The organism is Stenotrophomonas sp. YIM B13575 (genome assembly GCF_042787595.1).
In the GTDB taxonomy this organism is placed as follows: Bacteria; Pseudomonadota; Gammaproteobacteria; order Xanthomonadales; family Xanthomonadaceae; genus Stenotrophomonas; species Stenotrophomonas lactitubi_B.
On sequence record NZ_JBHZOP010000012.1, the window covers coordinates 1 to 12,649 of the forward strand.

General features: G+C 66.8%; 16 protein-coding genes. 11 read left to right on the top strand and 5 right to left on the bottom strand.

Annotated elements, in window-relative coordinates:
- Positions 1 to 237: 237 nt before the first annotated feature.
- Genes ACFX4F_RS02210 through gspH form a run of 3 tightly spaced genes read right to left on the bottom strand, consistent with a single transcriptional unit; the run spans position 238 to position 1,654 of the window.
- Positions 238 to 852, bottom strand: a complete 615-nt coding sequence (locus ACFX4F_RS02210; protein ID WP_099818785.1) for a prepilin-type N-terminal cleavage/methylation domain-containing protein — start codon at positions 850 to 852, stop codon at positions 238 to 240.
- Positions 849 to 1,211, bottom strand: a complete 363-nt coding sequence (gene gspI, locus ACFX4F_RS02215) for a type II secretion system minor pseudopilin GspI (protein ID WP_099818639.1) — start codon at positions 1,209 to 1,211, stop codon at positions 849 to 851. Before gspI ends, ACFX4F_RS02210 begins: the two co-directional genes overlap by 4 nt.
- Positions 1,208 to 1,654, bottom strand: a complete 447-nt coding sequence (gene gspH, locus ACFX4F_RS02220) for a type II secretion system minor pseudopilin GspH (RefSeq protein ID WP_099818638.1) — start codon at positions 1,652 to 1,654, stop codon at positions 1,208 to 1,210. The genes gspI and gspH overlap by 4 nt, the downstream gene beginning before the upstream one ends.
- 116 nt (positions 1,655 to 1,770) lie before the next feature.
- Between gspH and ACFX4F_RS02225 the strand changes: the two genes are divergently transcribed.
- Complete coding sequence (locus ACFX4F_RS02225; protein WP_099818636.1) at positions 1,771 to 2,229, top strand: general secretion pathway protein; 459 nt, start codon at positions 1,771 to 1,773, stop codon at positions 2,227 to 2,229.
- 7 nt (positions 2,230 to 2,236) lie between these two features.
- Here ACFX4F_RS02225 and ACFX4F_RS02230 read toward each other — a convergent pair whose 3' ends face one another.
- Positions 2,237 to 2,578: a hypothetical protein gene (locus ACFX4F_RS02230; RefSeq protein ID WP_099818635.1), complete on the bottom strand. Its 342-nt coding sequence runs from the start codon at positions 2,576 to 2,578 to the stop codon at positions 2,237 to 2,239.
- A 201-nt stretch (positions 2,579 to 2,779) separates the two neighbouring features.
- Here ACFX4F_RS02230 and ACFX4F_RS02235 point away from each other — a divergent pair, with 201 nt between their 5' ends.
- The 6 genes from ACFX4F_RS02235 to ACFX4F_RS02260 all read left to right on the top strand — a co-directional run bounded on the left by ACFX4F_RS02235 (position 2,780) and on the right by ACFX4F_RS02260 (position 9,553).
- Positions 2,780 to 4,396: a ShlB/FhaC/HecB family hemolysin secretion/activation protein gene (locus ACFX4F_RS02235; protein WP_099818634.1), complete on the top strand. Its 1,617-nt coding sequence runs from the start codon at positions 2,780 to 2,782 to the stop codon at positions 4,394 to 4,396.
- Between the two features lie 37 nt (positions 4,397 to 4,433).
- Positions 4,434 to 6,218 carry a DUF2341 domain-containing protein gene (locus ACFX4F_RS02240; protein WP_380651785.1) on the top strand — a complete coding sequence of 595 codons (1,785 nt, stop codon included), beginning with the start codon at positions 4,434 to 4,436 and terminating at the stop codon, positions 6,216 to 6,218.
- A 10-nt stretch (positions 6,219 to 6,228) separates the two neighbouring features.
- Positions 6,229 to 6,642 (top strand): biopolymer transporter ExbD, encoded by a 414-nt coding sequence (locus tag ACFX4F_RS02245; protein WP_089235818.1) that lies wholly within the window; start codon positions 6,229 to 6,231, stop codon positions 6,640 to 6,642.
- Positions 6,643 to 6,645: 3 nt separating this feature from the next.
- A complete protein-coding gene (locus ACFX4F_RS02250; protein WP_099818631.1) occupies positions 6,646 to 7,344 on the top strand; it encodes a cell envelope integrity protein TolA in 699 nt (232 codons plus the stop codon).
- A gap of 42 nt (positions 7,345 to 7,386) precedes the next feature.
- Entirely contained in the window at positions 7,387 to 9,126 is a 1,740-nt protein-coding gene (locus tag ACFX4F_RS02255) for a putative porin (protein WP_099818629.1), read from the top strand.
- Between the two features lie 97 nt (positions 9,127 to 9,223).
- The gene (locus ACFX4F_RS02260) at positions 9,224 to 9,553 is read left to right on the top strand and encodes a hypothetical protein (protein WP_099818628.1); all 330 of its coding nucleotides are present in this window, start codon (positions 9,224 to 9,226) and stop codon (positions 9,551 to 9,553) included.
- 34 nt (positions 9,554 to 9,587) lie between these two features.
- Here ACFX4F_RS02260 and ACFX4F_RS02265 read toward each other — a convergent pair whose 3' ends face one another.
- Positions 9,588 to 9,986 (bottom strand): OsmC family protein, encoded by a 399-nt coding sequence (locus ACFX4F_RS02265; RefSeq protein WP_099818627.1) that lies wholly within the window; start codon positions 9,984 to 9,986, stop codon positions 9,588 to 9,590.
- A gap of 341 nt (positions 9,987 to 10,327) precedes the next feature.
- Here ACFX4F_RS02265 and ACFX4F_RS02270 point away from each other — a divergent pair, with 341 nt between their 5' ends.
- From ACFX4F_RS02270 to ACFX4F_RS02285, 4 genes are read left to right on the top strand one after another with little or no spacing between them, the layout of a single operon-like run.
- A complete protein-coding gene (locus ACFX4F_RS02270; protein WP_089235803.1) occupies positions 10,328 to 10,669 on the top strand; it encodes a type II toxin-antitoxin system prevent-host-death family antitoxin in 342 nt (113 codons plus the stop codon).
- A 3-nt stretch (positions 10,670 to 10,672) separates the two neighbouring features.
- Entirely contained in the window at positions 10,673 to 11,326 is a 654-nt protein-coding gene (locus ACFX4F_RS02275; RefSeq protein ID WP_380651792.1) for a hypothetical protein, read from the top strand.
- Positions 11,327 to 11,361: 35 nt separating this feature from the next.
- Complete coding sequence (locus ACFX4F_RS02280; protein WP_099818622.1) at positions 11,362 to 11,982, top strand: hypothetical protein; 621 nt, start codon at positions 11,362 to 11,364, stop codon at positions 11,980 to 11,982.
- Between the two features lie 38 nt (positions 11,983 to 12,020).
- A complete protein-coding gene (locus tag ACFX4F_RS02285; protein ID WP_099818620.1) occupies positions 12,021 to 12,620 on the top strand; it encodes a hypothetical protein in 600 nt (199 codons plus the stop codon).
- Positions 12,621 to 12,649: the final 29 nt, after the last annotated feature.

Sequence of the window (12,649 nt, forward strand, 5' to 3'; positions counted from 1 at the left end):
GGGAGCGGTGGCGGCCCCAGCCAGGACGGCACGGAGGGCAGGGAGCAGCCATCAGCGGTGAGGACCACCGACACGGCGTCGCCGGGCGCGGGACAGCGCCCGGCGACCGGGGCAGTAGATCCACGCCATGCGTGGATGCAGTTCAGTAGATCCACGCCATGCGTGGATGCAGTTCAGTAGATCCACGCCATGCGTGGATGCAGTTCAGTAGATCCACGCCATGCGTGGATGCTCCTCTCAGAGCGCCAACACCCGCCGGTAACTCAACGGCCCGCGTCCATCACGCAACCCCAACCGCAACTCCAGACCGGTCGCCGGCAATACCTCGCCCTGGCTCGGCAGCATCGCCCAACCCACCCCCGGCTGCCATGCGCGCACCTCGAAGCGCTGTACATCACGCGCCACCAGCAGCCCGCGCGTCGGCTCAGGCGCAGGCAGCGGATAATGATCGGACGGCGCACCGCTGGCACGCCACAACGTGCTGCCTTGCCGCCACCAGCGAACGCGCTGCCACTGCAGCCCATCACTGCCGACACTGCGGGTGATCTCCAGGGTGAAGCCACCATCGGGGTGGCGCTCACTGGTCAACGACGGCGGCAGCAGCCGCGCGGGTTGATCGGCCGGGCGCACCGCACCGTTCATCAGCGCATCGTCGGCCCGCATCTCGATATCGCGCTGGAACTGCTGCAGCACCCGCATCGCCGTACTGGTCTCGGCATCGGCCTGGCGCAGGCGCTGGTCAGTGTTGGCCACGCTGTCCAGTGCGCGCCAGCAGATCACCGCCAGCACGCCCATGATGGTGATGGCGATCATCACTTCGATCAGGGTGAAGCCCCGCGCAGCGCGTTTCATGGCGCCGCCGTCCATGGCAGCTGCAGGCGCGCCAGCGACTGCTTCGGTGCATCTTCGGCCACCACGCCCAACTCCAGCTGCGGTTGCCCGTCGGCGCCGCTGCCCAGGTGCTGCTGCACCAGGAAACGGGTGCGCCCCTGCAGGCACAGCAGGCGTGCATCGCCGGGTGGTTGCGCGGCCAGGCGCAGCTCCTGCCAGCGGTCCTGCGCGCACAGCAGGGCCAGCCGACGGTCACGCAGACGCGACTGGTCATCGGTCGCCACCGCCACCGAGCGCATCACCGCTGCCAAGGCGATGGCCACGATGGCCAAGGCGATCAGCACCTCGATCAACGTGAATCCGTGTTGCGTCCGCTTCACTGCATGACCTGCAATTGTCCGCTGCCATCATCACGAAGACGCAGTCGACGGCCGTCCAGCGACAACGCCAGCTCCCACGGCACGCCGATCCATTCGGGGCTCAACTCGATGGCAGCCTTTGGTTGCACTTCAATGCCGCGGGTCTGCCATTGCTGGGGGCGCAGCAGGTCATCGCGCCGCAGCTCGACCCAGCCCTCGCTGTCGCGGCGGCTGAAGCGATAGCCTTCTGCGCTGGCCTGCCAGCGGATCGGCCGACCATCGATGCGTGCTTCATCGCGCGCGACCTGCAGGCGCTGCGCCAACCGCTCCGATTCCTGGCGCAGCTGCCGCGCAGGGTCGAGCAGGCTGCCAAGGCCAAGGCCGATACCCGCCGTGCAGATGCCGATGATGACCAGTACTACCATCAGTTCAATCAGGGTGAAGCCGCGTGGCCTGCGTTGCATCGGACATCGCCTCCCGTCCTTGCCGATACCTGCCAGCGTAGGTGCGGATGATGAAACAAAAGCGTCAGCGACAGCTGCTAGCGTGGCCGCACAGGACCCTGGCGAAGGTGCGGAACATGGACGGCAGGCGTTGGGATCGCAATCGCACGTTGACCCTGCTGGCGGCCATGCTGCTGCTGGCCGTGGCGGGATACTGGGGCATGGCCCTGTTCATGGCGCCGGCTCGCGTGGCCGCGGCCGCGGTGCAGGTTACCGTACCCGCTGCCCCGGCCGTCGACGACGCTGCCAGCGCACCGCTGGTGCGGCTGCTCTCGCCCGGCGCGGTGCAGACCGATGTGAGCGTGCTGGGCGTAATGGCTGGGCGGCAGGCGCCGCTGGCGCTGCTGTCGGTGGATGGGGCGCCTGCGCAGGCCTATGCTCCAGGCCAGCGGCTGGGTCCATCTACCGTACTGGCAGCGATCAGCGCCAACGCGGTTGAACTGCAGCAGGCAGGACAGCCGCGCTCGCTGCCCGTGCCCGAACTGCCGCCCCTGCCCACCGATGGCATCGTTCCCGCCGCGCTGGGGCGGCACTGAACACGGCTCAGCGCGCCGGGCGCTGTGGCACCACCGAACGCCCGAACGCATCGCCCATGCGTTGCCGCGTGCCTTCCAGGTTGTACTGCAGCATCTGGTTGCCGGGCTTGCGCATCACGCGTTCGGCTTCGGGAAGAGCAGGGCGGGCGGCTGCGCTCTCCGTCGGCGCCAGCTTGCGTTGCAGGCAGTCCCAGGCGGGGATGCGCTCGCCATTGACCTGTACTTCGATGCATGGCGCTGCGTCTGCCTGTTTGGCGGCCTGGTCGGCCCGCGCCCAAGGCGAAGCCAGCCCCAGGACCAACGCCATACAGAGGGCACGGCGGTTCGGCGTAAGCAGGGTGGCGTGCATCTTGAATCTCCCGAGGCAGCAGGCGCTCTGCAATGAAGACGTGCACCAGGCGAAGTGTCCGCCTGCGCCTGTTTCAGCATCGTCAACAGATGACAGTGCTGTCACAAAACTGTTGGCGGTTTTGACGCGGCCTGCACGTCCTGTTGGTAGACCCACGCGCCGCTCCCTGGCCATTCCCTTCGATACGACGCGATGCCTTCGATGACTCCCGTTCCGTGCCGTGCCGTTCGCCTTCCGCTGCGCCTGCATCCTTTGTTGCTGGCCCTGGCGTCGTTGCCCTTTTCAGTGCTCGCGCAGGACGCCGCGCCAGCGCCCACGGTGAACATCAACGAGTACATCGTGCGCGGCAACACCGTGCTCGATGCGCGCCAGATCGAACGCGCGGTCGAACCGTTCCTCGGCCCCGGAAAAACGCTCGCCGATGTCGAGAAGGCGCGTGATGCAGTCAACGCGCTGTACCAGCAGGCCGGCTACCAATCGGTCTATGTGGAGCTGCCCGAACAGCAGGTCAACGCGGGCGTGGTGCTGCTGAAGGTGCAGCAAACGCCCATTGGCCAGCTGCGCGTGGTCGGTGCCCGCCATGACTCACCCGAACGCATCCGCGAGCGGGTACCGGCGTTGGCTGAGGGGCGGGTGCCGGACTTCGACCAGGCGCAGAAGGAACTGACTGCGCTGAACGAAGGTGGTCGTCGCCAGGTGCTGCCGCTGGTGCGCGAAGGCCAGGTGCCGGGCACCATGGATGTGGACCTGCAGGTGGAAGAGAAGTCGCCGTGGCGCGCGAGCGCGGCACTCAACAACGATCACAGTGCCGACACCGAGAAGCTACGGCTTAGTGCATCGCTGGCCCACGACAACCTGTGGCGGCGTGGACACAGCGCGAGCATCGGCGTGTTCATCGCGCCGGAAGACACCGACCAGGCAAAGGTGTTCTCTGCGTCCTACACGGTCCCCTTCGAGGGCACGCCGTGGAGCCTGGAGGCATCGGGCTACAAGTCCGACAGCCGCGTACTGAATGCAGGCGGGCAGGTCGGTACCGGCACCGGCACCAACGTGATCGGCAACGGTCATTCCATTGGTCTCAAGCTCAACTACCGCCTGGCCGGCAGCAGCCAGTGGTGGCGCCAGCTCAGCCTCGGCGTGGACTTCAAGGACACCGAAGAAGACACGCAGATGGGCAAGGACAGCCTGAAGACGCCGTTGAAGTACGCGCCGATCACCCTGGCCTTCGTCGGTGTGCGCCAGGGCGAGAACGATCAGCTGAGCATCAACACGCAGCTGGTGGCGGGAACCCGGCGCCTGTTCGGTTATGGCAGCAACGCCACCGATTTCGGTCAGAAACGCTACTGGGCCGACCCGAGCTTCGTGGCGTTCAAGGCGGATGTCTCCAATACGCACACCTTCGGCAACGACTGGCAGTGGTATGCGCGTGGCTCGCTGCAGGCGACCGATGCACCGCTGGTCTCGGCCGAGCAGTTCGCCGCCGGTGGCATGTACACCGTGCGTGGCTACCTCTCGGCCGAAGCGATCGGCGACTACGGTGGCCTGGCCAACCTGGAATGGCGCACCCCGGCGTGGTCGCTGTGGAGCGGTACCGACCTGCGCCTGTACAGCTTCGCTGACGCGGCCTACCTGCGCCTGCGTCAGCCGCTGCCGGAACAGCGCGACAAGTACAACCTGGCCTCGGTCGGGCTGGGCGCGCAGCTGCGCCTGGGCGAACACCTCCAGTTGCGCCTGGACTACGCCTGGCCCTACGCCGATGGCCCGGTCACGCGCAAGGACGACCCGCGCCTGCATTTCAACATCAGCACCAGCTACTGACCCTTCCCTTGAGATGCGTTCTCCGGAGACCTTTTGCATGGACCGTCTGCTTTCCCGAATGTTGCTGCTGCTGGCTGCGCTGATCGCGCTGCCCGCCGCCGCGGCCGATGCCAACTGGTGGCAGGCCGAATGGAAGTACCGCAAGCCGATCACCGTCGACGCCGGCCCACAGGGCGCGGCGTTGGCCGGTAATCCCGGGCGTACCCCGCTGCTGCTGCGCCTGCATACCGGCAATTTCGGTTTTGATGGCACCCAGGAGGGTGGCAACGACCTGCGCTTCGTTGCTGCCGACGGGCGCACCGTGTTGGCCCATCAGATCGAGCAGTTCGACCCGAACCTGGGCCTGGCACTGGTCTGGGTGGACGTTCCAGCACTGACCGCCAGCGCGCCGCAGACGATCTGGATGTACTACGGCAACGCGAAGGCACCGGCCAGCGGCAATGGCCAGCAGGTGTTCGATCCGGACTACACGCTGGTCTACCACTTTGCCGAAGCCAATGCGCCGGCGCGTGATACCACGGCCTACGGCAACACGGCCGGTGCAGTAGTGCCTGCGGCGGAAAGCACGGTGATCGGGCGTGGCGTGCAGCTGGGCGCGGGTCCGCTGCCGCTGCCGGCCAGCGCTTCGCTGGCACAGGAAGCGGGCGCGCCGCTCACCGTTTCGGCCTGGATCAAACCGGGCGCGCAGACCACCGCGCAGGCGATCTACGCCCGGCGCGATGGCAGCGCCGAGCTGGTGGTGGGCATCGACAACCGCGTGCCGTTCGTGCAGCTCAACGGTCAACGCAGCACGCCGGCACAACCGATCCCGGAAGGACAGTGGGCGCATCTCGCGCTTACCGCCGAGAAGGGGTCGCTGCAGCTGTATCTGAACGGTCGCGTGGTGGCCCAGCTCAGTGGTGAACTGCCGGCACTGAGCACCGCTGCGGTGGTAGGTGCCGATGCACCGGGCGCGACGCAGCCGCTGGCCAACTTCGATGGTGCGCTGGATGAACTGCGGATCTCACGCGTGGCGCGCCCGGCGGCGCTGCTGCTGGCCGATGCCACCGCACAGGGCGCCGACTCGCGCCTGATCAGCTACGGCGCCGACGAGCAGTCGGCCGGGCAGAGCCACTTCGCCTTCATCCTCAAGGCGATGCCGTTCGACGCCTGGGTGGTGGTCGCCATCCTCGGCCTGATGATGCTGTTGTCATGGGCGATCATGATCGCCAAGAGCCGTCATTTCGGCCGCACCAGCAAGGCCAATGCAGTGTTCACCGAGAGCTTCAGCAAGCTCTCCGGCGTGCCGCTGCGCACCTTGTCCGAGATGGACCGGCAGGGCAAGGTGCCGACGGCGATGCACGACGGCTCGCTGTGGCGCATCTACCAGGTGGCCATCGATGAAATGCAGCAGCGCCATCAGCGCGACGGCAACTCCGGCTATCTGAGCGCGGCCACCATCGCCGCCATCCGCGCGTCGATGGACGCGGTGATGGTGCGCGAACAGGAGGCGATGGCGCGACGCATGAACTGGCTGTCGACCACCATCGAGGGTGCACCGTATGTGGGTCTGTTCGGCACCGTGATCGGCATCATGCTGGTGTTCGTGGTGGCGGCGATGGCCGGTGCGGTGGACATCAACTCGGTGGCCCCGGGCATGGCGGCAGCGCTGCTGTGTACCGCCGCCGGCCTGGGCGTCGCGATTCCGGCGCTGTTCGGCTACAACTGGCTGGGGGCACGCGCCGAAGCGATCGGCGCCGACATGGCGGTGTTCATCGACGAGTTCGCCGCCCGCCTGGCCGAAGAGCAGGACGGACGCGGCCCGGCCGCGGTCCAGGGCTGAGGGACCGGCCATGGCCTATAAGGCGAAGTTCGGCATCAAGAAACGCGAGAAGGGCATCAACGTGACGCCCTTCGTCGACGTGCTGCTGGTGGTGCTGGTGATCTTCATCCTGACCAGCAACGCCTCCATTCCCGGCATCGAGGTCAACCTGCCGAAGGCCAGCAACAGCACCGCACTTGAGAAGCCCAAGACCAAGGCGATCACCATCGACCCCAGCGGCCAGGTATTCCTGGATGCCTACCCGGTGACGATGGCCGAGCTGGAGGACCGCCTGCGTACCGAACGCGCAACCTCGCCGGATTTCCCGGTGATCGTGCGCGGTGATGCGCAGGTGCAGTACGCGCGCGTGGTCGAGGTGCTGGACCTGCTGCGGCGGCTGGAGCTGGCCCAGGTCGGCCTGGTCACCGGCAAGGCGCAGGGCTGAGGCATGGCCGGCCATCGACCACCCCTGCAGGAGCCTGGTACGCGCGGACGCCAGTTGCTGGTGACGATCGCGCTGGTACTGGCGGCGCTGCTGGTACTGGGTATTGCCCTGTGGTGGCTGCTGTTCAAGGACACCGCCAGCACCCGCCGGCCGGTGGTGCAGCCGCCGATGCTGGCGTTGCCACCACCGCCACCACCACCGCCGCCACCGGAAAAACCGCCCGAGCCGGAGACGCCGCCGGAAGAGACCGTGCCTGAGCCGGAACCGCTGGACCAGCCAACGCCGGCCGAAGAGCCGACGCCGACGCCGGACAACGCCGACCCGGTAACCATGGACGCCGATGCGCAGGCCGGCGGCGACAGCTTCGGCATCCAGTCGGGCAGCGGCGGGGGTTCGTCCGGTGTCGGCCGTGGCGGTGCCGGCAATGCCAGCTATGGCCGCTACCTGGGCTATCTGATGCAACAGGCGATCTCGCGCGATGCGCGGGTCAAGCGCCTGGCCTTCCAGCTGCAGGTGAATGTGTGGCTGGCGCCGGATGGCCGGCTGGAGAAGGTCGAGCTGGTGCGTGGCAGCGGCAACGAGGAGGCCGACGTGGCCGTGCTCGATGCGCTGCGGCAGATCGGCAAAGTCGACCAGATGCCACCGGCGTCGCTGGATTTCCCCGCGCGCGTGCTGATCCAGGGGCGCCGCCCCGGCGCTTGACCGATGACTTCCGTGATTTCCCTTCTTTCGATGAGAACCGTGATGAACGACCACGACCGCGCTCGAACCGCATCCCGCCGCCCGCGGCCGGCCCGACGGGCGCTGCTGTGCTGCGCCGTACTGCTCAGCCTGGCCGTGCCGGCCAGTGCAATGGCTGCCGAAACCACCATGGTCAAGCTGATCAAGGGGTTGATTGCCAGTGGCGCGCTCAAGCCCGAAGACGGCCAGGCGCTGCTGGTACAGGCGGAAGCAGAAGCGGCGGCTGCGCAACGTGTCACTGCGAGTGGCGCAGCCAGCAGCGGCGGTGTGGCGCTGGAAGCCGGCGACGTGCGTGTGCCGTACGTGCCGCAGAGCGTGCGTGATGGCATCCGCGATGAAGTGCGCCAGGACGTGATGGCGCAGGCCAAAGCCGAGGGCTGGGCCGCGCCGAACGAAGTGGCCGAGTGGACCAAGCGCATCAAGGTGACCGGTGACATGCGCGTGCGCAGTGAGTCGCGCTTCTACTCCGAACGCAACAGCGACATCGAAACCAACTGGGCCTCGGTGAATGCGGGCAGCGGTTTCGATACCAACAACAACACCAACCTGCAGCTGCCGCCGCTGCTCAACACCCGCCAGGACCGCCGCAACCTGTGGCGCATCCGTGCACGGCTGGGCATCGAAGCGATGATCGGCGAGCACACCACCGCAGGCGTGCGCCTGGCCAGTGGCAGCAGCAACGGGCCGGTGTCCACCACCGAACAGCTTGGCGGCGGCCTGGGCAAGAAGGACGTGTGGCTGGACCAGGCATGGCTCGCCTACAGCCCGGCCGACTGGGTGACGGTGCGCGGCGGACGCTTCGGCAATCCGTTCTGGACCAGCGACACGCTGTTCTCCAACGACCTGAACTTCGATGGCCTGGCGGCCAATCTCAGGTACGACATTGCTGAGGACGTCGGCCTGTTCGGCAACCTGGCGGTGGTGCCGTTGGAGTACACCTCCGACAGTGCTCCCAGCCAGAGCCGGGTCAAGACCCCGAACGAGAACAAGTGGCTGTCCGGTGCACAGGTGGGGGTGAACTGGCGCTTCAACGATGACAACAGCCTGCGTGCAGCGCTGGGCTACTACGATTTCAAGAACATCAGTGGCCGCCTGTCGTCGCCGTGCGCGCTGTATGCAGGCGCGGTTGGGTGCGATACCGACTGGTCGCGGCCGGCGTTCATGCAGAAGGGCAACACCCTGATGCTGATCCGCGACATCGCCCGCAATCCGCTGGATCCGGCCAACACGCCCACACCGCAGTACGTGGGCCTGGCCTCGGCATTCCGCCTGGCCACCTTCAACCTGCGCTGGGATACACAGCTCGCGCAGGACATCGGCATGCGCCTGGACGCGGACTACATCCGCAACCTGGCCTATGACAAGCAGGCCATGTTCGCCCGGGCCAACAACGGCATCGTCAACAACTACGGCGCCGGTGGCAGCGCCAGCATCGATACCTTCCGCAGCGGCGACACCGCCTGGATGCTGCAGGCCACCTTCGGCGCCACCGAGCTGAAGGAGAAGGGCCAGTGGCAGGCCCTGCTGGGCTACAAGCGGATCGAGGCCGATGCGCTGCCTGATGCTTACAACGATCCGAACTTCCACCTTGGCGGTACCAATGCGCGCGGTTACTACGTCGGCGGCGCCTATGCGCTGGATGCGCGCAGCTGGATCAGCGGCAAGTGGATGGCGGCCAAGGAAGTGTCGGGCCCGCCGTTGTCGATCGACGTGTTCCAGCTGGAGTTCAACACCGGTTTCTGATCGGACAGCGTGATCGCAGTCACGACACGTGTGGCGGGGGCGCGGCGACGCGCCCGTCTAAGGAAGGAAGACCACGCGTTGCACAAAGGAGGAGTGGATGAGCCGTCGCAAGCTGTTCGAGAGTTCCGAGCCCGCCGCACACACACTGGGCATCGGGCCGGCCTATGTCTCGGTGGAGGGGTTGCGCCAGCACCTGGCCGAATTCCTGCTGTATGCAGGGCGCCCGGTCGTCATCATGCGCGGGCGCAGCGAGGTCGGCTATTTCCTGCCGTCACGCTGCTGGCGCCAGCGCGAGGATGATCCGCTGGCTGCCGCGGCCGCCGATCAGCTGCTGGATGCCGCCGGCTTCCAGGCCGAAGACATCCAGCAGGTCGAACAGGAATTCAACGCCATGCGCCAGCGCACCGTGCTGCATTCACGGCGTTGAGGGGCCAGTAGATCCACGCCATGCGTGGATGCGCTTATGCTGCCGCCCCGCGCTCGCTGGTGATCCGTGCACCCTCGCGCATCACCAGCGTCACCGGGGTCTTCTCCACCACCTCCAACAGGCGCTGCCACTGCGCATCACTCAGTTCGCCAGTGGCATGCAGCACACGGTGCACGTGGAAGCGCCCGTCCGCATCACGTTCGGAACGCAGCTCGGCGTGGAACTCGCCCAGCTCCCAGCCCTTGCGCTGGGCATACATGCGCAGGGTGATGGCGGTACACGCGGCCAGCGAGGCCAGGTACAGGTCGAACGGGGCAAAGCCCTTGCCCTGGCCACCGAGCGAGGCCGGCTCATCGGCCGCGACGTCGAAATGGCCGTTGCTGATGTGGTGCAGGTAGTTGTCGGCGGTCGAAACAATGCGTGCGTAGGCCATGGGAATCCCCGGTTGTAGCGCCGAGCCATGCTCGGCTGCAGGAAAGGGCGGCGCCAGCCGGAGCCGGAGCCGCCACGGAATCACTCCGTACGATCGTACGAGAACTGGATGCCGGCCGTGCCACCGCGGGGCACACTGCGGCTGGCCTACCCAATCGCACTGCTGCACGTACGCATTGGCGGCATGCTGGCTGAGCGGATGTCAGTTCCCCCTCCCGGCGGAGCCCGTTGCCAGTCGTGTGCGCGCCCGTCCGCCGGGGCGGAAGGGCGGGGGGGGGCATTTATCCCCAATTTGGCCAAATTGGGTATAGTGGCCTCCTATCCTTCCGCTGGAGCCGTGCCATGACCCTCCCGCTCGACCTGCCCGGCCTCGACAAGGCCCCGGCGTCCTCGGTCAAGACCCGTGGCTGGCCCAGCCTGATGCGTACCGTGCGCGAGAAGCAGGCGCTGGTCATCACCAACCACAACCACCCCGAAGCGGTGATCGTGGACATCAAGACCTACCAGGAGCTGCTGGCCAGGGCCAGTGGCAGCGACACCGAAGAGCGCAGCGACGTGCTCTCGCGCCTGCGTACCGAGTTCGACCAGGCGCTGGCCGGGCTGCAGCAGGGTGAGGGGCTGGGCAAGGTGATGGGCAAGCCGATCCGCCGCGGCCACAAGGTCGCGCTCGGCCGTCCGCTCTGACTCATGGGGCGGATCCTGGCGTTGGCCGGCGTCAACGGCGCCGGCAAGAGTTCGCTGCTCGGTACCTGGCTGGAGGCCGACGGCCTGGGCTGGTACAACCCGGACAGCTTCACCCGACGGCTGGTGGAGGCGGGCTGGCCGTTGGCCGAAGCCAACGCTGAAGCGTGGCAGGAGGGTGCACGACGGCTGCGCCAGGCGATCGCCGACGGCAGCGATTTTGCCTTTGAAACCACCTTGGGCGGCAACACCATTCCGCGTCTGTTGCGCGAGGCCTGCAGCCAGCACGACGTGGCGATCTGGTTCTGCGGGTTGGCCACCGTCGAACTGCATGTGGCCCGCGTGGCCGCCCGCGTTGCTGGCGGCGGCCACGACATCCCGCAGGACAAGATCCGCGCACGTTTCGATTCCGCACGCGAGAACCTGCTGGCATTGATGCCGCATCTGGCCGAACTGCACGTGTATGACAACAGCGCGCCGGCCGATCGCTACGGACGTGTTGCCCCCTTGCCTGTGCTGGCGCTGGATCGCAAGGGCCTGCAGTATCCGGCGTCAGTGGTGGAACTGCTGCACACCCCGGACTGGGCCAAGCCCATCGTCATGCGCGCGATGGAACTGCATGCCGACAGCACGCCGCTCGCCGGCCCGCCTGTGCGATGATCCGACTCCGCAGATTCAGTGATCGAGGAACAGGGATGTACGAGCGGAAGCACTGGCAGGCCATCGGCCTGCGCGCGCTGGTGGCGGCCATGGCATTGACGGTGGCGGCGCCGCTGCTTGCCCAGGATGCAACGCCGGCCGACGTCAAGGACGAGGCGAAGAACGAGCCGATGAGCTACGACAAGGCACGTCGTACCGCCGAGGCGTCCCTGCGCCTGCACCCGGGCACCGACAGCCAGTATGACTACCGCCCGCTGTGGGCCGGTAATGCCGACCTCGATGGCGATGGCCGCCCGGAAATCGTTTATCTCTACACCGCGACCCAGACCGGCAGCGCAATGCAGCTCAACGAACTGGTGGTGATGACCCCGCTGGCCGAAGGCGATGCACGGGGCCAGGCCGCATCGCCGGGCAAATCCGCCTATGACGACGAAACCTACGCGTTGATCCGCGCATCCGGTTACGCCGATGACGCTGCCGTGCACATTCCCGGCGAAATGGAAACGATCACCATGGACGGCGACCGTATCCGCGTCACCTTCAACAGCACCCGCAATTCAAAGCTGTGCGTGCGTGGCAAGGTGACCTGCCCACCGGAAGGGCAGCATGCCTGGGTGTACCGCTGGGCCCCGGGCAAGCTGACCCGCGCCGAGTAACCGCATTACCGGCTGCGCCATTCACCAAGGAGAACACCATGCACGGATCTGCATTTTCCCGTTCCATCCTGTTGCCTTCCGCATTCGCATTTTGGGCGCTGGTCGGTTGTGACCCGGTATTTGCGGCATCGAAGGCATCGCCACCGAGCCTGGTACAGGCGTTCCACGCAGCCGAGGCCTCGTTGCGGCGTATCCCCGGCGATGACATCGAAAGTGATTTCCGCCCGGTGTGGACCGCCGTTGCCGACCTGGACGGTGATGGTCGTGCGGAGGTCATATATCTCTATACGTCGACCTATACCGGTGGCTCGTTCGCACAGAGCAATGTGATTGCGGTGATGACGGCGCTGGCAGCGGATGATCCACGCGGCAAGGAAAACCCCAAGAGCCTGTCGCCTGTGGAGGCAGAGGACTTCGCCGCCATCCGCGCGTCAGGTTACGGCGATGATGCGGGCGAGCAGATTCCGGGTGCCGTGCATTCCATCAGGATCGAAGGTGACCGCATCATCGTCGCGTTCAAGGTCGTTGCCGGTGCGAGCACCTGCGATGTCGTGGGCTACAAGCATGTCTGCCCGCCGGATGGCGACTATGTCTGGACCCTGCGCTGGACCCCGGGCAAGCTGACCCGCGCCGACTAGCGCTGCGCAGCCGGCAGCGCCAGGCACTG

Bases quoted from the DNA above. Each gene is read 5' to 3' on its own strand.
- ACFX4F_RS02265 (WP_099818627.1), bottom strand. From the start codon at position 9,986: ATGGCCTACGCACGCATTGTTTCGACCGCCGACAACTACCTGCACCAC.
- ACFX4F_RS02225 (WP_099818636.1), top strand. From the start codon at position 1,771: ATGGACGGCAGGCGTTGGGATCGCAATCGCACGTTGACCCTGCTGGCG.
- ACFX4F_RS02210 (WP_099818785.1), bottom strand. From the start codon at position 852: ATGAAACGCGCTGCGCGGGGCTTCACCCTGATCGAAGTGATGATCGCC.
- ACFX4F_RS02230 (WP_099818635.1), bottom strand. From the start codon at position 2,578: ATGCACGCCACCCTGCTTACGCCGAACCGCCGTGCCCTCTGTATGGCG.
- ACFX4F_RS02280 (WP_099818622.1), top strand. From the start codon at position 11,362: ATGTACGAGCGGAAGCACTGGCAGGCCATCGGCCTGCGCGCGCTGGTG.
- gspH (WP_099818638.1), bottom strand. From the start codon at position 1,654: ATGCAACGCAGGCCACGCGGCTTCACCCTGATTGAACTGATGGTAGTA.
- ACFX4F_RS02270 (WP_089235803.1), top strand. From the start codon at position 10,328: ATGACCCTCCCGCTCGACCTGCCCGGCCTCGACAAGGCCCCGGCGTCC.
- ACFX4F_RS02275 (WP_380651792.1), top strand. From the start codon at position 10,673: ATGGGGCGGATCCTGGCGTTGGCCGGCGTCAACGGCGCCGGCAAGAGT.
- ACFX4F_RS02240 (WP_380651785.1), top strand. From the start codon at position 4,434: ATGGACCGTCTGCTTTCCCGAATGTTGCTGCTGCTGGCTGCGCTGATC.
- ACFX4F_RS02285 (WP_099818620.1), top strand. From the start codon at position 12,021: ATGCACGGATCTGCATTTTCCCGTTCCATCCTGTTGCCTTCCGCATTC.
- ACFX4F_RS02245 (WP_089235818.1), top strand. From the start codon at position 6,229: ATGGCCTATAAGGCGAAGTTCGGCATCAAGAAACGCGAGAAGGGCATC.
- ACFX4F_RS02260 (WP_099818628.1), top strand. From the start codon at position 9,224: ATGAGCCGTCGCAAGCTGTTCGAGAGTTCCGAGCCCGCCGCACACACA.
- ACFX4F_RS02255 (WP_099818629.1), top strand. From the start codon at position 7,387: ATGAACGACCACGACCGCGCTCGAACCGCATCCCGCCGCCCGCGGCCG.
- ACFX4F_RS02235 (WP_099818634.1), top strand. From the start codon at position 2,780: ATGACTCCCGTTCCGTGCCGTGCCGTTCGCCTTCCGCTGCGCCTGCAT.
- ACFX4F_RS02250 (WP_099818631.1), top strand. From the start codon at position 6,646: ATGGCCGGCCATCGACCACCCCTGCAGGAGCCTGGTACGCGCGGACGC.